The organism is Chroococcidiopsis sp. CCNUC1 (assembly GCF_023546805.1).
Classification (GTDB): Bacteria; Cyanobacteriota; Cyanobacteriia; order Cyanobacteriales; family Chroococcidiopsidaceae; genus Chroococcidiopsis; species Chroococcidiopsis thermalis.
This window is the reverse complement of record NZ_CP097480.1, coordinates 4,164,292-4,186,598: the sequence shown is the minus strand read 5'-3', so window position 1 is coordinate 4,186,598 and position 22,307 is coordinate 4,164,292. Positions and strand designations below refer to the sequence as shown.

The window sequence follows — 22,307 nt, the reverse complement described above, 5'->3', positions numbered from 1 at the left end:
AAAAGTTTTGTAACAATTTGTAACAATGCGTGTAAAAGTAGCACTGGTATCTCAGAGATAGGGATAAGTAATTTACTTTGGCGATATTCGCAGCTTGAAATGACCAACGATTCGCGACAAGCGCTGGATGCACATCTCAAAGAACTAATACTGCTTGCCCAGCAACACTCACACGCGACTAAGGGGCGGCGGACAGCCTTAAGTCAGCTCGTCAACGTTATCTGGCAGTCGGGTAAACTTTGTCGTCCCCACAAGGGTCAATTTCAACTAGCTTACGAAGATATTTATGAAGAAGCAGTACAAAATCTCTTCTTTTATCTTTGTCGGGATGACAATATTCATAACTATAATCCAGAGCGTGGCGAAGTTATGGCTTGGGTAAATATGCTACTAACCAAACGTTTTTTTCCCGAAGCTATTCCGAAAAATATTGGCAAACCGAACGAAATCAATCTCGAAAGCTCTCATCTGGAGAATTTATCGTCATCTGAGTCTGTATCACTATTCGAGCAAGTCAGACAATACATAGAATCCGATCCAGACAGAATTTTTACCAGAAAACATATAAAAGAGCGCCCTGAAGCAAATTTTCAAGCAATAGCTAGAAGAAGGTATTCAGGAGTTTCTTGGCAAGATATATCGACAGAGTGGGGAATTGGAATTACAAGATTACATAACTTTTACCGCCGCTGCCTGAAAAAATTTGCTCCTCAAATCCGAGAGAATATACAAACTACAAATTGCTAATCAAGTAGACAAAAAATTATGAATGCCATGAGAGTTCTTTCCACCTTCACAGCACCTATATCTCCAAAAGAGCGAGAGCGAGCCGAACAGTTCTCCAGACAGCAAGCTACACCCGAAAAAGGCGAACAAGTTCGTCTCAACACCTTGGCTGTATCTTTTGTAAATTTCTATCTAGAATGCATGGGATTTGAAACCCATTTGGAGAACAGCGACAGTTGGAATCCCGTGCAACAGACGCTGACGGATACAGCCGCTCTGCGCTTGAAAAATTTGGGAGATTTAGAATGCCGTCCGGTATTAGCAAATACGCAATTTATTTACATACCACCTGAAGTCCAGTCAAGCCGAATTGGTTATGTCATCGTGCAAATTCATGAATCATTTCGAGAAGCAACAATATTAGGGTTTGTTAAGCAGGTATCGACCGAATCACTATCAATCGTTCAACTGCAACCTCTAGAGAAATTGCTAGAGTACTTAGAAGACCTTTCTCAAGCTCGACAAGCTAAACTATCTAGTCGATCGCCTGCTGTCAGTAAAAATCGCATTAATTTGAAACAATGGTTGGACAATATTTTTGAGGCGGGTTGGCAGGAAATTTCAACTGTTTTAGAGCTTCAAATAGCCGAGCCAGCTTGGAGGAATGCCAGAAATGCAAGTGCGAGTAGGGGCAAGAAGATCGACTTAGGCAAACAGACGATCTCTCAATCGGTGGTTCTAGTCGTTGCCGTCAATCCAGAAAACTCGCGAGAGATGAACATTTTTGTAGAAGTGCATCCGACAAGCGGACAGACTTATCTACCGTCAAATCTTCAGGTGTCGGTGCTGGATGTTGCAGGAGTGGCTGTGATGGAAGCCTCTTCTAGGAATACAAATAAGAATATTCAATTGCAGTTTGGTGCTGAATCGGGAGAATATTTTAGCGTTAAGCTAGCTTTGGGAGAGGCGATCGCGATCGAGGATTTTATCATTTAAACATGAGAAGCATAGCAAGCTGACAAAGGCACGTAGGCAGTGAGCAAGTTAGTTATTTTAAAGCTAGATGGCAGTTTAGAACAAGGCGTTAGCGTGACGCTGGAAATTGGCGAACAGAACGCTCGTCCCTTTATAGAAGTTACAGGACAGTTGCCTCCAGCTCCCAATTTACTCGTGACATACGATCGCTGGCATTCAGCTTATCGCAGCTTGGGTAAGTCGGCTCGCATCAAAGCAAAACAAATCGTCTACGACGGCTCAATAAGCCAGCGACGCGAAGATTGTCGGCAATTAGAAGATCTACTGCGAGCGCAACTGAACTCTTGGCTGCGATCGGAGTCCTTTGGTTCTATCCGAGATAATTTACTGCCACACCTCAGGTTTCCCAAAGACGAGGTGCGATTACTCATCAGTACTCGTTCGATTCAATTGCGAAAGATTCCCTGGTTGCTGTGGGATTTAGTCGAGCAGTCGCCCAAAGTGGAAGTCGCCTTGAGTTTCCCAAACTATGAATCACCGCCTACATCAAAAAAGTTTTTGACGCGAAAATCCGTCAGAATTCTAGCGATTTTGGGTAAGAGTACGGGGATCGATATCCAAGCAGATCGGCAGTTATTGGAAAGTTTACCATATACTAAAACAACATTTCTCGAAAACCCGGACTCTCAGGAAATTAAAGACCATTTGTGGGGGTGCTCTTGGGATATTCTCTTTTTTGCCGGTCATAGCAGCACCGAGGGAGACAGCGGACGAATTTACATTAACGAGACAGAAAGCTTAACAATTGAGGAGTTTAGCAGGGCTTTGAGCAATGCCGTTGCGGGTGGACTACATTTAGCAATTTTCAACTCCTGCGACGGATTGGGATTGGCATCTGGGCTACAAAAAGCCCAAATTCCGCAAGTCATTGTCATGCGAGAACCCGTACCGGACTTGGTAGCGCAAAGGTTTTTAAAGTACCTGCTGGAAGCTTTAGCGGGTAGAAAATCGCTTTATCTAGCAATGCGGCAAGCGCGATCGCGATTAAAAGAGGATCTAGAGGTTCAGTTTCCTTGTGCTAGCTGGTTGCCAGTCATTTGCCAAAATCCCGCTGTCACGCCAGCAATCTGGCCACCTCCCATTTTGCCCAACAGCCGTCACCTAACAACGGTGCTACTTCTGAGCGTGGCGATCACAGCTAGCGTATTGGGGGTGCGGCTGCTGGGAGAATTGCAAACGTGGGAATTGCAAGCTTACGACAGCTTGATGCGATTGCGATCGGATACAGGGCAAGATTCGCGGCTGTTGATCGTCACCGTCACCGAGGATGATTTTCAACTGCCCGAGCAAAAGCAAAGAACTGGGTCGATATCGGATTTAGCACTAGTACAACTGTTGCAGAAACTCCAACAATTTCAAGCGCGAACTGTTGGGTTGGATATTTATCGCGATTTCCCAGTTAAATCCGATCGGGATTCTTTAGCCACTCGCCTGCGCGATCGTAACTTCTTTGCAATCTGCAAAGCCAGCGATCGCGCTAAAAATCATCCTGGAACTGCACCCCCTCCCGAAGTTGGGCCAGCGCGTCTGGGGTTTAGCGATGTCATTCAAGACTCAGATGGCGTTTTACGCCGACATTTATTAGCAATGAAACCAGCTCCGACATCGCCTTGTACTACACCCTATGCCCTAAGCGCCCAACTAGCGTTTCACTACTTAGAGCGATCGGGCATTTCTGCCAAGTATAACGCCAGAGGAGATTTGGTATTAGGTGATGTCGTTTTCCAACGTTTGCGATCGCGTATGGGTGGCTATCAGCAAATGGAGGATTGGGGCTATCAGATCTTGCTCAACTACCGCTCTTACCGCCATTCGCCTCTAGATATTGCGCCGACAGTAACGTTGAGCGATCTTCTTCGTGGTGCAGTGAAGCCGGAAGTCGTGAAGGATCGAATCGTTCTCATCGGTGTCACTGCCCAAAGCGCCCACGATTATATACCTACGCCTTATAGCGCCCAGCCAGGATTTTACCAGGAAATGCCAGGGGTAATCGTACAAGCGCAAATGGTCAGTCAAATTATCAGTGCAGTTAAAGACAAGCGACCTTTAATCTCAGTTTGGTCTATCTGGGGTGAAGTCTTGTGGATTTGGAGTTGGTCTGCGGTCGGAGTGGCGATCGCCTTTGCCTGTAGGTCTGGACTATACCTTATACTAGCGGGTGGAAGTGCACTGGGTGTTTTATGGGGTCTTTGCTTAGTTTTCTTCAGCCACGGCTATTGGGTTCCCTTTGTGCCATCAGCCTTAGTTTTAGTAGGTACTGGTAGCACTGTGACAGTCTACCTTGCTTTACAAGAGGGACGACTGTTTTCTTCAACGGCAGAAGCATGACTTTGATTGACTGACAAAACTACTAACATCCTTATGTGAAAAATTTCTTCGTTAAATTGTTGCATTCACCTTAAAATTATGGGGTGTATAAATCTCTATACAAAGTAAAGTTGTGTCGATGGGTACGGCTAATAGTTATGTTGCCCGTGCAAAAGATTAAACTTACCCTCGCGATTAGCTGTGCAATCCTTAGCTGTACGCAAGTGCAAGCACAACCTTTAAACTCTCTATCTGGACAAAACCAGAGTCCAGACCCTAGCAGGAAATCACACGGCTCGTTGACTTTTGCTGCACCACCTCCACCAGAGGACATCGGGGAACCAGGTCAGCGATCGGAAGCTGGAAGCCGTGGCTGCTTTAATCTAGAGCGACAGCTTCCAAGCAATACCCAAAAGCAGCAGCTCGCAGCACTAGTACCAGTTTATTCCGATTCAGCATTGGTCTTAGGCACGACAATCAGCGCCGCACCCACTTTTTGGTTTTATACTTCTTATGTAGCACCTGTTCCAGCTAAGTTTGTGTTGCGGAACAAGGATGGTGGGTTGGTTTATCAAACTGATGTCGCGTTGCCCCAAACCCGAGGAATTATCAGCCTGTCTCTTCCGAAAACAGCACCACCGCTTTCAGTTGGTCGGCAATATCGTTGGTTTTTGAAGATTTATTGTCGGGAGCAAGAGCCGCCTGCTTTTGTGGATGGGTGGATTCAAATAAACCCGCTCGACCCTACCCTCAAGGAGCAGTTAGAGAAAGCTACACCACGCGATCGCGTAGCTCTTTATGCCGTCAACGGTCTATGGTTTGATGCGCTAACTGTCGCAGCCCAACTGCGTCGTCGCAATCCGAATAATCCTTCTTGGGCAGAGCTTTTGCAGGTCATTGGTTTGAACGAGCTGGCGATCGAACCAATTGTAGAGTGCTGTTCAACTACTAAAGCCAATTCCCCAATAAAACGTAGGGTGCCCAGAACAGGGGACGTTGATATTTAGGATTTTGTAAAAGGGACAATTGGGCGCGACGAAGTGCTTCGGCTTTAGTGAGCGATCGATCTGCTAACTCTCGGTAGAATTCACTCATGAGCGCTGCGGTGGACTCGTCGTTTAAACTCCATAAGGAAGCAACTGTACTACGCGCCCCCGCCCGTACAGCTACACCAGCAATTCCCAAGGCAGCCCGCTTGTCTCCAGCAGCCGTTTCACAGGCACTCAAGACGAGCAATTCAACGGCATCAGGTCTGTTTTGCTCTCGATTTCGGACTAAGTTATCCAACTCATTGACGTATATGCGCTTATCCCAGGCGACGATAAATGTCTCCTCAGCTTTAGAGCTGAACTGTCCGTGAGTTGCCAAATGAACGACAGGGAAAGGCAGAGAATTAATTTGGTTTTGCAGAGCCGTGCTGGTAAATTCGTTGTTCAGCAGGACGTTACTCGGTATTTCGGCGCGAATTTCTGCTAATTCCAGCTTGACGTTGGGTAAGGCAGAAAACCCTTGACGTGGTTGGGACAGTCCGGCAGCTATTGCCTCTAATGTTTTCTCTTGCAATGGTTGGGGATTAATCAGTTGCAGCCCAGGAGTGAGTGCAATGCCATATTTTTCAATTAGATACTGTTTGCCATCGTACAGAGCCGCCATCGGGATATTCCGCAAAGCACCATCTAGTACGAATACCAGTGTTTTGACTTGACTTTTGGCTAAGTCAGTGACGGCTGGTTGAATTAACCAGTTATAAACCTGTTGAGATAAGGCTTTAGCTTCGACCAGCGTATCGGGTTCTATGAGGTTTTGCCTGAGCGCATCCAAGGTTTTTTCAACTTGGGTTTGAGCCACAGCAGCCGTGTAGTGCAGCACGGGCTTTTGAGGCAACTTGAGGATAACCTCTAGTCTGTCTGGTAGGATAATTGGATAGATCGCTGCGGCTGTTTGGTCTTTCTGGTCGATAACTTGGTCGATCTGAGACACAGTATCCAAACAGGCTTCTCGAAAGAAGTTATCCAATTCTGCTAATTGCAATGATTCAATTGTTTCGCGGGCTTTTTGAAGATTTGCTTGACTGGTTTGGTTTCCCTGCGGCTGCAACAGCAATTCGACGAGCTGCCGATAAACTGGTTCGACTCGATCGCGAAAGTCAAACTGCACGTCAGGATTGATGGCGACTAAATCGTAGCGCAGAGACTGGAGCGACTTGACTGCTCGATCGTATGCCGCGATCGCTTCTTGAATATTTCCCCTAGCTTTGAGCAAACGCCCTAGCTGCCATTCCCAGCGATAGGCAATATCTCTGGCATCTATAGTTTGAGCGAGAAATAGGGCTTGTTGAGTCAGGTTTTGGGCATCAGTCAACTGCCCCTTTTGTTCGTATAGATTCCCCAAGACACCAAGAGCGTAAGACTGAGTACGCCGATCTTGCAAGTCTTGCGCCTGCTGTACGGCAGTTGACAAGATTTGAGCAATATCCAGCCATGAGGGGCTATCTGTGGCGCTCTTTTGTTTGAATTGCATTAAGCTTTCAGCCAGGTTGATTCTGGCATAGATTGCCGTTCGGCTAGGGGGTAAGTTACCGATCTGAGTTTGAATTTGGGGTAATAATGTCTTAACATCTGCCAATCGCTTAGTTTCCAGCAGTAGTCTCAGTTGATTGGTTTGGGCGTTGATGCGGGTGATTGGCGATTTGGTAGCATTAGCAGCTTGTTGGTAGAAGTCTATTGCTGCTTGAGAATCTTGCTGAGCGCGGGCTGTATTGCCTAAACTCAGCAAAACATCGGCGATCGCTTGTTTATCTGGCAACTTGGAAGCTACTGCTAAACTTTGCTCTAATACTTGTCGCGATTGTTCTAAGTCACCTATGGCAAGCAAAACATTGCCCAAACTCCGCACTCCTGTAACCTTAAGCGCTGAGTTGGGCTGATTTTGTAAAAGCTGGGTAGTTTCAGTTAAAGTTTTTTGCGCTTGACGGAAAAGCCCTAAAGCTTGCAGAGCTTGGGCAGAATTGATGCGGTTGCGAATAATTGAATTGCGATCGCCTAATTGGGTATAAATGTCAGCTGCTTCTCGCCAAGTATTTAAGGCATTTTCAGCCTTGCTTTGAGCCAGTTGCAGACGACCTTGGATATCTAGAACTTGAGCAAGAATCTCTAAATTTTGAATTGGAATTTCTCCTCTGCCCCTCTGCCCCTCTGCCCCTCTGCCCTGCTTCACGGGATATCCCTGTAAATTTAAACTAGAGGCGATTGCGCTTTGAGCCTGCGTCCACTGTTCCAGTTGCTGATAAGCTAGCGATATATTGCCCAGTGTCATAGCTTGTCGGGGTTCGTCGCCACTAGCTTTGAATGCAGCTACTGCCTGTTGCCATATCGTAATTGCTTGAGCAAATTGTTCGGCTTCATAGAGTTTTCTGCCTTGTTCTACTAAATTTTCGGCGTTGGGCAAGCTTTGTGTAGTAGGGGTTTGTGCAGTTATATAGGCGAAGGTTGGCGGTAATAACCCCGCGCCCAAGAACATAGCTAAAAGCAGCAGCACGCTTAAGAGACGTTTGATTTTCCGAAATCTAGATTTTTTTCTTATCATGTTTTTGCCCCGATCCGCGCCACATTTTTCTGCTATCTTCTAATTCAGCTTCTGCAATTAGCTGTGTTCTGCCAGGAATTGTGGGGCGTGACAGTATTTGCATTTGCGGTGAGAATAACTTCGCCATTAGCAGCGATCGCCCAACCTTGAGCTTCTACGATAGGAGTTGGTGTGGGGCTAGTGGGGCTTGTGGAAACTGCTGTAGTAGTGGATTGATTGACTTCTGGAGCGAGAGTCACCAAATCTACCTGTATGGCATCAGTGTTAAGGGCTTCACCTGGATTTTGGGGTAAGCCGCCGCGACCAGTGACCACAAATTCACTTTGTTGTTGACTCCCACCAGGAGTACAAGTCTGTGCCATCTCAGTATTAATTGGCACTGTTGGCAAGTTGACTAAACCACTGTTAAGGTCAGTATCGGGTGTATTCAGTTCTACATTACCACTGAACTCAGGACTTGCCCCAGTAGCAGTAATGTCACTTGTTCTATCAGATTCCACATCTCTCAATTGTGTGCCAAAGATACCTTGGGCACTGATTCGCACATTTCCGCCACGAAAGTTAGCAGAATCAGCCCTGATATCGCTGTTTTCTAAGGCAGCGATGATGTCGCTATTAATATTGATGTTGCCGCCGATGACGTTTTCCCCCTCAGCATTAGTTCTGATGTTGCTGCCACGACGCATGAGCAAATTTTGTGAGTTAATGTTAATTGTTGCTTGCTCAGAGTTAGGGTTAACTGTAGCGCTGCGTGTATTGGCGCTGAGTAAGGCATTGTTGTTTAAACGGATGGAGCGAGCATCTATTGTTAAGTTACCTGATGTTCCAGTTCCTTCACTGCTCACACTTACTTGTGCGCCATTTTCGACAATTATCTGTCCAGAAGTAACCGTCAAGCCTCCCCCCTGACCTGTAGAATTCTTAAATGTACTGGCAAACAGCCCACTAGCAGATCCTGCACCAGCAACTATTTGCTCTCTAGTGGCAAATTTTCTATCAAATTCATCAACAAATTCTCCTACTTCTTCGCCAGATTGGGCAAGCCGTTCAAAATAGGTGGGGTCGCTGCCAGAAAGGGTGACGCTGCCAGTAGCATTAACAATGATGCTACCTGCCTTGCCACTACTACGGCTAGTAGTAAGAACCTGTCCACCATTAACTGCTTCCAAATTACTGATGTTAAGCGTGATATTACCCCCATCCCCCTCTCCTCTGGTGCTGGCACTCAGGTAAGCACCGTTGGTTAAAGAAAGTGAATCAGTTGTAATATTGATACCTTTGCCATCACCAACTGCTGTAGTTTCTACAGTACTGAATGCGGCGCTAGGTAACCCATTACTACCCACTCCATTAAAGGAGACGCTATCACGAGCATTAATATTTACACTACCTGCATCTCCTTGCCCAAAGGTACTGGCACTCAGATAAGCACCATTAGTCACCCAGAGTGACCTACCAGTGATATTAATATCGCCTCCCTTACCTATGCCTTCTGACTCCACAGCGCTCAAAGCCGCACTAGACTGTACATTACCAAATATCCCATCAAAGGAGACGTTATCGTGGGCATTAATATTCACACTGCCTGCGTTCCCCGATCCTTTGCCTTTGATACTGGTACTCAGTTGAGCGCCATTAGTCACCCAGAGTGACCCAGCAGTGATGTTGATGCCCTCACTGTTACCAATAGCTCTAGCTCCTATATTGTTGAAGGCAAAACCTCTATTAAAAAAAACGTTATCGCGGGCATTGATATTCACACTGCCCGCATCTCCTTGCCCAAAGGTGCTAGAACTCAGTTGAGCGCCATTAGTCACCCAGAGCGATCCAGTCTTAATATTGATGTTGCCAGCATCGCCTATGGCTTTTTCTTCCATGTTACTCAATGCTGCACTGGGTAATCCATTGCTCCCCACTCCATCAAAAGAGATGCTATCACGGGCATTGATATTCACGCTGCCCGCATCTCCTTGCCCACGAGTTCGGGATTGCAGCCGAGCACCATTTGTTACAGAAAGCGACCCTGTAGTCGTGATATTAATGTTACCGCCTTTGCCTACTGCTCCAGTTTCCACACTGCTGTATGCTGCACTGGAGAATCTATTGCTCCCTACTCCATCGAAGGAGACGCTATCACGGGCATTGATATTCACGCTGCCCGCATCTCCTTGCCCACGAGTTAGGGATTGCAGTTGAGCACCATTTGTTACAGAAAGCGACCCTGTAGTCGTGATATTAATGTTACCTGCCTTACCCTTGCCTGTCGATGTCACAGTGCTGTATACCGCACTGCTAAATAACTTACTTTGAGAGCTATTGCTCCCTACTCCATCAAAGGAGATGCTATCACGGGCATTGATATTCACGCTGCCTGCATCTCCTTGCCCACGAGTTAGGGATTGCAGTTGAGCACCATTTATTACAGAAAGCGACCCTGTAGTCGTGATATTAATGTTACCGCCTTTGCCTACTGCTCCAGTTTCCACACTGCTGTAAGCACCACTTAACCAGGCATAGCTACCTACCCCCTCAAAGGTGATATTATCACTGGCATTGATATTCACGCTGCCCGCATCTCCTTGCCCACGAGTTCGGGATTCGAGTTGAGCACCATTAGTCACCCAGAGCGATCCAGTCTTAATATTGATGTTGCCAGCATCGCCTATGGCTTTTTCTTCCACGTTACTCAATGCTGCACTGGGTAATCCATTGCTCCCCACTCCATCAAAAGAGACGCTATCACGGGCATTGATATTCACACTGCCACCGTTTCCTCGCCCAAAAGTGTTGGTACTTAATCGAGAGCCTTTAGTGACCAACAGCGATCCAGTCTTAATATTGATGTTGCCAGCATCGCCTATGGCTCCTTTTCCCACATTATTGTAGATGCCACTGCTGTCAGCAACCGTTATTGCCCCTGTAACATTGAGCGTAATATCTCCCACCTGACTGCCAACTGACCCTAAACCCTCTCGTATTCCTGCAAAGATAAAGCTTTCTCCTAAAACATTTAAATTGTCAGCATTAATGGTAATACTGCCACTATTCTCAGCACGAACATTTACTTCAGCAGCATTGGTAAGTGAGACATTTGTTCGTGCTGCGTTATCAGGAAACCTCAGACGTAAATTACTGCCTTCCACATTCAACCCAACCGTTCCCGCACCAGAAGACCCACCTAACTCGACTCGCCCACCAAAAGCATACAAACCTCCACCATCCATATTGATATCACCGCCTACCAGCAGCAAACTCTTGCCATCTGGTACGCGCAAACCCCTTGCTGTAAACTCAGAAGATGGATTTAAGCCGGAGTCAGCAACTGAGTTATTTTTGATAGATGCGGCACGAATTTGATTAAAGAGTAAAGCTGAAGGATTAACCGTTAGCAGGGAAGGATTACTCGGATTCGTTGCACTAAAAAAACCTTGATTGCCAAATCCAATTGCATTAGCTGTTGTCCCAACAAACGATCCCCCGACATCTAAACGGGCATTCGCCCCAAAAATAATTCCATTGGGGTTAATCAGAAACAGGTTGGCATTACCGCCCACTACACCCAGCGTTCCAAAAATATTAGAGGGATTAGCCCCTGTTATCCGACTCAAGATATTCTCTATCCCAGCCGGATTATTGAAATAAGCTGCCCGTCCTTCCTCAACGTTGAATTCCCCAAAACTATGAAAGAGATTAGTGCCTCTGGTTGCGCCACCATTAATAGAATCAACCGCACCTGTTGATGTCACTGTAGAGTTTTCACTACCTAGTGTGGTGTCGGGTGTAAGCTGAGCTAAAGTGTTATTTCCACTAAAGGCGATCGCTCCACTAATTACCAACCAACTCGCTAACCCTAATCGACAGCACCAATGTTGACAATATCGAGTCATTCTGAATGTGAGACTCCCTCTAAAAGTAGTAGCTGAGTATGCTACTACTAGTTATCGCTAAATAGTAAACGAGCAGCCAACCATGAAATAGCAAGAGGTTGTGACATAGATATTTCACTGCTCTATTTGCTAGAAAGAACCAATTGATTTAATTGAACAATTGAGTTGCTAGTCATTTTAGTTCTCGCTTTATTTGCTGTCATTATTGAGTAATCATTGAATTTTTAAGCTTGGTTCGTGATATAAACATTTATTTTTTCTACACCTAGAATAATCGATTTACTCTGATTGTATTTACATATGTTAAAAAAATTAATAGTCAACTTTCTAGCTAAATTCATGGACGTGCATTAGCACATTTCAATCATGTAGACTTAATATTTTTTAACGGGGAATTTTTAGTAATCTAGTATACTCGTCGAGTTCATTAAATTTACTTACGCAAAGGTATACTATATTTCAGATTAATTGTTTGAAAGATTTTTGCTTAATAAACTCAGTTGATTACGAATCCAATCTAAAATTTAAAAAATAGATGCAGATTTCGTAAATACCTTGACTCATCTAATGTAGCTGGGATACCCAGCTTAAAAGAATGCTGACTCAGCTTTGAACCAATATTAATATTTAGGCTGTTGATGAAGTACCGATCGTATTCTTTAACAACCTGAATTTCGATCTCGGCTCTGCTTTTTTCAAATACTACTTCAGTTGTATAGTTTGCAATAATCTTCCAGTACTTAGTTTGGTCTTGTTCGTGATATAAAATTTTCCATAAATTTTTTGGATGCAAGTCTGTTAGTACCCAAAGCCCAACACCGTTTTTCAAGCACCTGCTACTTGCTTGATAGTAAGTCAGTCTTCCAAAAATTTGAGAATGGGAATAAAAGATTTTTTGCAGCTCGTCTTTTCCTAAAGTTTTTAGCAGGTTGAATGAAGCTTTTCGAGTAAATTCGCAAAAATCCCAATCAGAAAAAATTTTAGGAATAACAGTATTTAAATATTCATCTAATTCCCGTTTGGTTTCCTCGAAAATCGTAAGATACTTCGGCAACTTCAGAAAAAGTGCTATAGAGAAGATAGCTACATAAGGAAGAGCTAATCCGTAAAACAATAGTTGAAAAACAAATTTATTTATTGCAGATACTTTTTTGATAAATCGCTGATAGTGACCTTTCCAAAAATAGGAAAAATCTTCGTTACTACTCCTGTAAATAGGGTTATTTTTATAAGAAATTCGAGTGTTGCTGTTTCTACTAAGCTGACCGGAACGGTAAAGAGTTTTTTTGATATTAAATACATTGATAATTAAGAACAAACAACCAGTTAATACTAACAAAATCAAAACAATAAGTTTCATTGCTAGACCTTTTGTAGAATTCTAACTAAGCTTTCTTAGCTGTCGAGTCGGATTTTGTAAAGCTCTACTTGCTCGAACTCCCATTTCTATTCAAAAAAAGTATATATAGTTTAAGATGAAGATTTGGTTATGTTACACTCAGGTAGTTTTTGCCAAGAACTATAGGCTGTATGAGTGGAAGAAGAGGCTATAAGTACAACATTGCCTTTTTTGTCAATCGCCCAACTTTGAGCTTCTACGATGGGAGCTGAGGTTAAGCTGGTAGAATTTGTCGAAACAGATGGAGTAGAGGGGCGATCGCCTTGGGGGTTAAGAGTCACCAAGTCTACCTGCACCGCATCAGTGTTGAGAACATCTCCTGGATTTTGAGGCAAGCCACCGCGACCAGTGACAATAAATTCGCTTTGTGCTTGGCTGCTACCTGGAGTACAAGCTTGGGATACTTGGGTATCAACTGGCACGACTGGTAATTCTGATAATCCTTGATTGGGTTCGCCTTCGGGCGTGTCGATTTCTACAGCACCGTCTACGCCAAACTCCGATCTAGCGTTGATGTCACTCGTTGTTGGGGTTGGGCGATCGCGATACTGAAGCCCAAAAATGCCTTGAGCTGTAATGTTAATATTACCCCCACTGCCTTCAAAGGCATTAGCTGTAATGTCGGTATTCTCAGAGGGAATGGCGAGAATAAAGTTAGAGTCAATATTGATATTGCCACCATTGGCAGCATTAAGAGCCTTGGCAGATATAAGGCTGTTGTCGCGCATTCGCAGTAAGTCTAACTCTTGCAATGTGATATTCCCACCTTCACCTAGTCCAGTTACCGCTGTGAGTTTTCCTCGGTTTAGGAGAATGGAATTAGCTGTGACATCTAAATTGCCTGCTTGCCCTGATTCACCGCTTACCGTAACTTCCGCTCCATCTAGAACTTGCAACTGCCCAGTATTAATTGTCAAGCTTCCAGCACTTCCGGTAGCCCTAGTTCGAGCAAATAAGCCACTGGCAGGACCATCCTCTGCTGAAACTACACGCCTACGGGCAAAGGTGGGATCGCTGCCAGAGATAGTGATGCTATCAGTAGAATTGATATTGATGTCACCTGCCCCTCCGCTGCTGAATGCAGTGGTAACGAGTTTTCCACCGGTAGTGACATCAACGGTGTTGGCATTAACAGTGATATTGCCACCACGAAAGGCACTGTTGGTTCGTGCATTCAAACTCGCCCTATCCGATATGCGTAAAGCACCAGTAGTAATTGAGATATTGCCTCCTTGACCAGTTGCTGTTTTATCACTGTCTGTAAACAACCCGCCGTACGACGATGACGAACTACCTGGTTTAACGCCAGAAATGCTTACAGAATTAGATGCGTTGACCTGAATATTTCCTGCATTCCCACGTCCATTGGTGCTGGTATTTATAACAGCATCCCCACTCAGCAAGAGCGACGCAGCCTCGATTTGGATATTACCACCTTCGCCTACTGCTGTAGTGTTGACATTGCTAGTAATATAGCTTGTGTTTGAAAGAGAAACTGCGTCCTCAACCTGCACTGATATGTCGCCAGCATTTCCTCTTCCCAAGGTGCTAGCACTAATATAAGCGTCAGCAAGCATAAAAAGAGACGCAGCTTTGATTTTGATGTCGCCACCATTGCCTACTGCTCTATAGTTCTTACCATAGAAGTTTACAAAGCTGTTGATATTGCTTGTTGTGAGAGAAATCGTATCCTCTACCTCCACAGATATGTCACCAGCATCTCCCTGTCCATTGGTTCTAGTACTCAAAATAGCTTCATCAGTCATAGATAGTGACCCAGCCTTGATTTGGATATCACCACCATTGCCTACTACGGAAGATCCCACAAAGCTGTCGATAGAGCTGTCTATTAAATCAACCGCGCCCTCAACTTGTACAGTTATACTGCCGCCATTGCCTTGTCCATAACCGACATCCCTTGAATTTCCAGAACGATAGGTGCTGGCAACCAGCCGTGCACGATTCATAGAAAGCGACCCAGCTTCGATTTGGATATTGCCACCATCACCTACTTTCGGTACAGAGCCAGCAGAAGTGCTGTCGATATAGCTGTCGTCTATGAGATTAACCGCGTCGGAAACTCGCACAATTATACTGCCTGCATCCCCCTGTCCAGAAGCACTGGTACTCAAATAAGCACCATCATTCATAAACAGTGACTCTGCCTGGATGTTGATATTGCCACTGTTACCAGTGGCTTTACGATTTACGTTGTTTTCAATTCTGGTTAAAAAATTTCTGCTTGACTGTCCTATTGTTATTGCCGCTGTAGCATTCAGTGTAATATCTCCCGCCTGACTTTCAACTGACCCTAAATCTTCCCCTATCCCAGCCAAAAGCCTGCTTCCTTCTAAAACCTCTAAATTTCGAGCATTAACCGTAATACTACCGCCACCACCAGCAGTTACATTAACTACAGCACGATTGGTGAGTAATACATCTGAAAACTGCGTTCCATTAGGAAAACTTAAGCTTAGGTCACTACCATTAACATTCAGCTCAACAGTACTAGTGCCTGCTATACCTCCCAACTCTACACGTCCTCCTGGTGCGAAGAGCCTCCCACCTTCTAACCTGACATCGCCACCCACTAGTAACAAACTCTTAGCTGGAGGCACTTCTAATCCCGTATTTGTTGCTGTAGAACGGTTAACGATCGCCCCAGCGTTAATTTGATTGAAGAAAAACGCATTAGGATTCACATTCAATAACTGGTTTGGCAGGGGTTCTCCTGGGTTGACACTAAAAGTATCTCCATTAGCTAACCCAATTCCACTAGCTGTTGTCCCGACAAACGAACCCCCGATATCTAAACGGGCATTCGAGCCAAAGATAATACCATTTGGGTTAATCAAAAACAGGTTAGCATTGCCCCCCGCTACACCCAACGTTCCAAGAATGTTGGAAGGGTTAGCTCCTGTCACCCTAGTTAAAATGTTCTCAATTCCAGTAGGGTTAGTGAAAACGGCTGCTCGTCCTTCACCAACGTTGAATTCTTGAAAACTGTGAAATAGGTTAGCGCCTCTGGTTGCGCCACCATTGATAGTATCAATCTCACCTGTTGATGTAACCGTAGAATTTTCACTACCTAGAGTGGTATCCGGTGTAATTTGAGCAAAAGCGCGATCGCCACTGGATCTGATGGGAGACAAGCCCCCGCCCAAGGCTAATGCCCCACCTATAATCAACCAACTTGCTATCGACAACTTCCAGCTTTGAGTCATTCGGTGTTGCCTCCAGCAAGAAACAATAGTTGAGCGAACCACAGCCAATTGCAAATCTAGAATAAACGGAAAGCGAAAAGTCAGATGACTACAAATAATTACGAATAGTGAGACGAGTATATAGAGTCGCCTCACTATTCGCAACCATCTAGGTTAATATTGTGTGATGCTATTTTAGATTAGGCTCTGGGTTGCTGCTTGCCTGTAACCAACCCTGGAAAAGGGAATCTAAAATTTCCTCTCTGACTGATTCATTCAGTTCAGCCGGAAACCATTTTTCAACTCTAACGATGTGATAACCGAGTTTCGTTTGCACTGGTTCGATCGCTTCGCCTTCCTTTGCTTGGGAAATTGCCTGGGCAATTTCCGGCATTAGTTTTGTAATGAAGCAAATCCCAACAAAACCACCATTTTTTTTAGACTGCTTACCCTTCGAGTATTCCAATGCTAAAGCACAGAAGGAAGCATTTTCCTCTCGGAGCGCATGGGCTACTTTCAGAGCATCTAGCAAGTCACTTACTAGAATTTGAGACAGAGCAACACGCTTATAATCGTTTCGATTGCTAATGTAATGAGCATCAACAGCGTCTCCAAAGAGATATTCTTTTAACTTTTTCGTGAGTAGCTCTACTCTGATACCTCCAGACCAATCTTCTACAGTAATGCGCTGCTTTTGAAGCCAAGCGAGGGTTTCTGAAGCTCCGATCAACTTGTATTCTAAGCGAAACGCATCTCCCGCTGCTTGCAATTCTTCATCAGAAATAGAAATACCAAGGCGATCGCAAACCTCTAAAATTAGTGCATCACTTTCAGCTAGAACTGCAATTTCAGCAAGTTTGTAAGAGCGGCGCAAGTAAGCAATAATATCTTCATTTGTTGCTGGGGCAGTTTTTGGCAGTGCAAACTCCTGCTCAGGTTTTAATTCAGTTGTTGACAAAGTTTCAATCATTAGTTTTTTCTCCCAAGAAATGGTATGTATCTAGAACTCTGGTGGTAGAGTAGGACGGATAGGACGCGGAAGCGAAGGTTTACAGAGGGGACTACGTATTGTGGGATAGCACCAAGGACTGTTTGGTGTTGGGCTTGGTGTCCTTATACCGCCGTTAATACTGCTTGGTTCGTTATCAACTATCTCACTCAGAAAGCTTTCTGAGTCTTTGAATAACTCGAAACCTACAGCATATAAGTTAGTAATCTTAATATTTGCCATTTGAAACTTTCTCCTCAGTAAAGTGATTTAGATTGCGATCGCTCTGTGTCAAGTTTTTCCAATTTATGGCTTTGTCCTTCTTAGTAAGTAGTAACTGTGCTTGCATTACTTCCTAAGTTCGGTAAATCAGTTGCTCTGGAGAAACTTCTTGAATTTTGAGCTTGTTACGATGCAAATCGCCGTAAAGATTAAGGTAGTCGATTTCAGCAGGTGTTAATTTGCCCTGTTGGACTCCAGCGATCGCAGCATCCACTTCTTCGCGCCGAGTCAAACCTGTCAAGCAAACATCGACACAGTTTTGACTTAAGGAGTAGCGGTATAGATCGGGAACAGTAGGTCGCCAGCACCCTTGTGGTAAATTAAGAGGGGCATCCCAGAGGACACCTGTATGAGAGCCAGTAGACTTAAACGTGACAATGCCAGGGCGCTGCGGCTCTTGGGTATCTAGCTGATTAAAAACCTGGTTCTGGGCAGACCGATGAGCAACGTTGTGTCTAACCATGACTACATCTAACAAAGGACTATGCAACCACTGTTGAGCTAGATTAATATCGTGAAACGAAGCGCCAATATAGCGAACGGCTCCCATTTTCTTGAGGCGTTCTGATGTGCCAAACATTCTTTCAATGGTGCGTTGATAAACGCTATTAGCGCCTCTCAAATCTGGAGAAAGCTGTAAACAATCCTGTAAAGCTAACCCATCATTCGATCCAATCCAGCCCCAGAACAAGACATCAATGTAGTCAATCCCCAATTCCTCGAACTGATCGAACAAAGCAGCCAGTGCCATTTCTGGACTCTTGATGTAAGTCACAGTTGCTAGCACTACTTTCTCTCGCACCGCAGAACCACGCCCGCATAACTGACGCAGCGCACCAGACATTGAACTATAAATGTAGTGGTGCAAGTCATTAGAGTAGAAAAAGTAGTTAATCCCCCTGTCAAAAGCGTAAAGAGTATCTTCACTGGAGATACCGCCGCCTCCGCCTAAGCCAAGACAACTAACTGTTAAATTAGTTCGCCCTAATTTGCGGTAAAATGGCAAATCAGTCTCTGGAAATTTATTTGCTACATGACTAACTTCGCTGGTTGAGACTACTGGCGGCGGTACGAGATCGGTTAGTTTCATAAGTCTAACTCGGTGTAGATGTCTTCAGAGGTGGCATTTAAATAGAGATGCTTTAAATCGAGTCCCAGCAGAGAGAAGTGTTGACGAATAAATGCCATTCGACATGCGGTCGATTCGTCACCTTTTTGTCGAGCTTCTAATAAGCCATTAGCAACAATTTGGCAGCGATTCATCCCAAAACTTTCTTGAGTAGCAAATTTGCAATCTGGTTCTTCTGCTAAACCAAGACCTGGTGCCAATAGTTTAGTAAACAACGGTACTTCTGCTCGAAAATGCGATCGCGCTTCTATGTAAACACTTGTTAGCACTTGCCAAACTGTTTTGTAATTACTGCGATCAAAGTACAATACCCCTGAGTCATAGCGCCCATAATCAGATGGGTTGTATAGCACTTTAAAAGTGAAGGGAATTTTAGTTTCGTTTAGTTGGCGAGTTAGACTACTCATAACAGCAACAGCGCCTTCAGGACTTAAATTAAAGTAGACTCTCACTGTATGAGGATAAGTATCCGGTCCCGCATTGCTAACCGCCATGTAAAACCCATTTTGAACCAAATTGCGGGGCATACGGATAGCAACTGAGTCACCTACTTCAACAGATTGCTCTTCAGTCCGTAGATGTTGTTCGCGCTCAATGTGCAAAGTTAGACCACCCTTTGTCACTGCAAAGCTACCATCATCCTCTTGACGCAACACCTGCCAACCTGGATCGAAATAACCTTCTCCGCTATTGCTTTTGTGCAAGCGATCGTAAAACTCTTGGTCTATTCCTAAGAACGTGTTGTTCTCTAGATTCTGGTGAAGTGCGAGATCGTCTGAACTGGCATTTGGTGCTAGGGCAGTTTTTAGGGAGCCGTTGTAGTAAATGCCGTAGAGAAAATTTTGCAGTTGTAGGCTCAAATACTTGTTCTGAAGCTCCAAAGGAATTCGCTCAAAACGAGATACTATCTCAGCCGGAAGCTCCAAAGGTTTGTATGCTGGATGGCTGATGCAGAAGTTAGACTGAATCTCAATATTGCTGACAATATCTTGTAGCGATTCCAGCACTCGCTCTGGTGCAGAAGCTGGCAGTTGCTTTGTTTTTGGATCTAGTAATTGCATAGTAGTTGTGCGATGAAAAATATTTAGACGCAAGTATGGCTGAGAGATAATAATTCTGATTCAGCCATGCCAAAAACAGTTGGGATGGATTGTTCTGGGCGGCACAATAAAGACTTAGCGACTTGGAGCATACAGATACCTGTATTGCCAAAAGATTTTTGATACTGAATCATTGCCTGGATTTGTTGAATCAAGGCAAGCCCAGAAAATTGCACTACTCGTTTTAAGAAGTCAGGACGATGCTCTAAAATTTCTGGAAAGTTCCTTAAATAAGCTTTGGTAAGAGCAGCAATAGAAGGCTGAAGCTGTTCGAGCGGTGTCATAGCTAGACGCAATGCTTCTTGGATGTCAAGTGCTTGACTAACAACCAAACTACCGAGCCAGATTTGCAAATAACTGCCAATAATCGTTCCTAAATCGAATGCAGGATCTCCCCAGCTAGAGCGTTCCCAATCAATCAGTCGAATGATGCTGTTACTCGGTTGCGCTGTTTCGGAAAGTACTTGCTCCCAATTATTGTGCAGGAGAATATTGTTTAACTTGAGGTCATTGTGCGTTAAACAACAAAAATCGGGGGTAGAGGTAAGTTGTGAAATCGCCTTTCCCAGGCTGTCGTAGCGTTGATAAAGAGCAAAGAATTTGAGTCCATCAGCTGGAACCAGACCGAAAACTTCAGGGCTAATTCGTTCTAATCCATGAGTCAATGTTGATGTTTGCTCAACAGATACATCCTTAGAATCTTGAGAGAAGAAATCCTGGTATTCCTGACGATTGAAAGTAGCGGAATGGATTGTAGCTATGGTAGTTCCTACTGATGCTGCGATCGCCGTTGGAAAAATGTTTTCCTTCGTGTAGAACTCAGATAGATCGCAATAATTGTTGAGGTAGTTGAAAACAATAATTGAATTCTCTGCATCAAAATGAAGTATTTCTGAAATCATTTTAAGAATGTGGCTAAGCTCTGGAAATCGTTGTAAAAACTCTTGAATTCGCCATTCATTAAGAAACTCGCCAATCGTTTTTCCTTCGTGAACAAGACGCTCTTGTTTGACAAGGAGTTTACAACCAGATTGCAAGTTTAGGAACAAGTTGAAGTTTTTGGCAATTTTTAGTTCAATTTCACTCGGTTCTGGTTCTAACTGAGTGCAGATCCCTTGACCAACTAAATACTCTAAAACATTTTTAGTGCTTAACGGAAATGTCATGATTAAAATGTCCTTAACTATTAATCAGTAAATTCATTTCTATTGTTGTTGATTTTGTAAGTGAAGCAAAGCTCATGCTTGATAGAAGAAGTGCTAAATCCGTTTAGCACTTCTTCGTATCCCTTAAGACTCTCCGTAGCCAAGCTAGTTTTGTAAACTAACTGTCACTAGGCTTAGCTAAAGAAGAAATTATCCCCATTAATACAGACCACCGCCAGGTCGAAAAATATCATTCAGCGATTGATTTATTTGCGGAGAATAGCGATATACGGCAGACTTAGCTCCTCTATAAGCTCTTGATGCACCTTTTCCCACACCTTTTGAAACAGCAATAATACTTCTAATTAGACCACCTGTTCCACCATTAATATCATCAAGCTCATTATCCCCCAGCTCATTCATGTAAGTTTCAGAATCAGAAAATAGTTCAGAACCAGTAGGACGCAAATCTGAAATATTGATAGTAGCCATTTTTTCTCCTAGATGAAATTTTGAAGAATGTAATTAGCTGTATAGCGCTAATCACATTTCAATATTCTGATATAAAACCTATTATTTCAAGTCTTTAAAAGCTGTTTTTAAAACATAACTAAAGTAGTTTTGTTCTCATTACTCAAATACTTCATGTTCAGAATCTAAGTTACTTCAGTCTTCAAAAATAAAGTATACTAATGCGTTGAACCATTGTAATTCGCCCGCACTTTCACTAGAGATATGTCTCTAACTGCGTGGACACAAGTGATCGCAACTCCTAAACTCACCACTGCACTACTGCCTCAAACACCCACTTCTAACCGTTTATCAGCATAATGTGAACTTTTGTAACAAATCGTATAAAACCTGGGCTTTTGATTCCGAGAAACAAACAGAGGTTCGCAAAAAGCGTTTAGAGCGATTTTCATCCCAATGTTGCAAGCACAAGGAGTAATTGCAGTGGAAAAGCAGGGTCAGTATTTGACACCTTTTCAGCGAAAGCTTTTGCTCAAAAGCCTACAAGCCGACTTGCGTCCAGAATACCGTCGCCGGATTGATATCATGCTGTTAGCAGATACAGGTCAATCTCAATCCCAAATCTGCGAAGCCTTGGGGTGTTCGGCGGAGATGACACGGTACTGGATTAGCATGGCGCAGACAGGAAATGCTCACCAGTGGAGCGATCGCCCAATGGGACGACCCAAGAAGGTGAACGAGCAATATCTCAATCGCTTGAAAGAATTGGTAAGCCATAGCCCACGCCAATATGGCTATGCATTTCAACGTTGGACAGCACAATGGTTAGGAAAACACTTAGAAAAAGAACTAGGGATTAAACTTAGCAATTGCCACATCAATCGGCTGCTGAAACAGATGGGGCTTTCTACCCGACTGAAACCCGCCACAGATGAGGTGGCAACAAATCAGACCAGCACTGGTAATTCCAGCTTGGCGATCGGCGACTTGACATCTACTTCAGTGCCTGAGTCTACACAGTTTTGGCTATTCAATTCCATCCGTTGAGAT

Annotated in this window: 15 protein-coding genes; 5 read left to right on the top strand and 10 right to left on the bottom strand. The window is 44.2% G+C overall.

From position 1 onward, the window contains the following. Positions 1–99: 99 nt before the first annotated feature. The 4 genes from M5J74_RS19490 (at position 100) to M5J74_RS19475 (ending at position 5,075) form a co-directional block, all read left to right on the top strand. The gene (locus M5J74_RS19490) at positions 100–747 is read left to right on the top strand and encodes a sigma-70 family RNA polymerase sigma factor (protein ID WP_250012817.1); all 648 of its coding nucleotides are present in this window, start codon (positions 100–102) and stop codon (positions 745–747) included. A gap of 18 nt (positions 748–765) precedes the next feature. Beyond that, positions 766–1,722 (top strand): DUF1822 family protein, encoded by a 957-nt coding sequence (locus tag M5J74_RS19485; protein ID WP_250012816.1) that lies wholly within the window; start codon positions 766–768, stop codon positions 1,720–1,722. Positions 1,723–1,761: 39 nt separating this feature from the next. Continuing rightward, positions 1,762–4,089 (top strand): CHASE2 domain-containing protein, encoded by a 2,328-nt coding sequence (locus tag M5J74_RS19480; RefSeq protein ID WP_250012815.1) that lies wholly within the window; start codon positions 1,762–1,764, stop codon positions 4,087–4,089. Positions 4,090–4,292: 203 nt separating this feature from the next. After that, positions 4,293–5,075, top strand: coding sequence for a DUF928 domain-containing protein (locus tag M5J74_RS19475; protein WP_181245351.1), 783 nt, complete (start codon positions 4,293–4,295; stop codon positions 5,073–5,075). Here M5J74_RS19475 and M5J74_RS19470 read toward each other — a convergent pair. From M5J74_RS19470 to M5J74_RS19425, 10 genes are all read right to left on the bottom strand, one after another. After that, positions 5,017–7,653, bottom strand: coding sequence for a CHAT domain-containing protein (locus tag M5J74_RS19470; protein ID WP_250012814.1), 2,637 nt, complete (start codon positions 7,651–7,653; stop codon positions 5,017–5,019). The genes M5J74_RS19475 and M5J74_RS19470 overlap by 59 nt on opposite strands. A 44-nt stretch (positions 7,654–7,697) precedes the next feature. Next, complete coding sequence (locus tag M5J74_RS19465; RefSeq protein ID WP_250012813.1) at positions 7,698–11,540, bottom strand: filamentous hemagglutinin N-terminal domain-containing protein; 3,843 nt, start codon at positions 11,538–11,540, stop codon at positions 7,698–7,700. Between the two features lie 517 nt (positions 11,541–12,057). Further along, entirely contained in the window at positions 12,058–12,900 is an 843-nt protein-coding gene (locus M5J74_RS19460) for a hypothetical protein (RefSeq protein ID WP_106218375.1), read from the bottom strand. Positions 12,901–13,010: 110 nt separating this feature from the next. Continuing rightward, positions 13,011–16,163, bottom strand: a complete 3,153-nt coding sequence (locus M5J74_RS19455) for a filamentous hemagglutinin N-terminal domain-containing protein (RefSeq protein WP_250012812.1) — start codon at positions 16,161–16,163, stop codon at positions 13,011–13,013. Between the two features lie 169 nt (positions 16,164–16,332). Further along, positions 16,333–17,112 (bottom strand): peptidylprolyl isomerase, encoded by a 780-nt coding sequence (locus M5J74_RS19450; RefSeq protein ID WP_250012811.1) that lies wholly within the window; start codon positions 17,110–17,112, stop codon positions 16,333–16,335. Positions 17,113–17,142: 30 nt separating this feature from the next. Beyond that, complete coding sequence (locus M5J74_RS19445) at positions 17,143–17,373, bottom strand: hypothetical protein (protein ID WP_250012810.1); 231 nt, start codon at positions 17,371–17,373, stop codon at positions 17,143–17,145. A 112-nt stretch (positions 17,374–17,485) separates the two neighbouring features. Then, positions 17,486–18,502 carry an aldo/keto reductase gene (locus tag M5J74_RS19440; RefSeq protein ID WP_250012809.1) on the bottom strand — a complete coding sequence of 339 codons (1,017 nt, stop codon included), beginning with the start codon at positions 18,500–18,502 and terminating at the stop codon, positions 17,486–17,488. Further along, positions 18,499–19,602, bottom strand: a complete 1,104-nt coding sequence (locus tag M5J74_RS19435) for a T3SS effector HopA1 family protein (RefSeq protein ID WP_250012808.1) — start codon at positions 19,600–19,602, stop codon at positions 18,499–18,501. The genes M5J74_RS19440 and M5J74_RS19435 overlap by 4 nt, the downstream gene beginning before the upstream one ends. Before the next feature lie 23 nt (positions 19,603–19,625). Further along, the gene (locus M5J74_RS19430; protein ID WP_250012807.1) at positions 19,626–20,807 is read right to left on the bottom strand and encodes a phosphotransferase family protein; all 1,182 of its coding nucleotides are present in this window, start codon (positions 20,805–20,807) and stop codon (positions 19,626–19,628) included. A gap of 198 nt (positions 20,808–21,005) precedes the next feature. Continuing rightward, complete coding sequence (locus M5J74_RS19425; protein ID WP_250012806.1) at positions 21,006–21,278, bottom strand: hypothetical protein; 273 nt, start codon at positions 21,276–21,278, stop codon at positions 21,006–21,008. Positions 21,279–21,713: 435 nt separating this feature from the next. Here M5J74_RS19425 and M5J74_RS19420 point away from each other — a divergent pair, with 435 nt between their 5' ends. Continuing rightward, positions 21,714–22,304 (top strand): transposase, encoded by a 591-nt coding sequence (locus M5J74_RS19420; RefSeq protein WP_371933976.1) that lies wholly within the window; start codon positions 21,714–21,716, stop codon positions 22,302–22,304. The last annotated feature ends 3 nt before the right edge of the window (positions 22,305–22,307 follow it).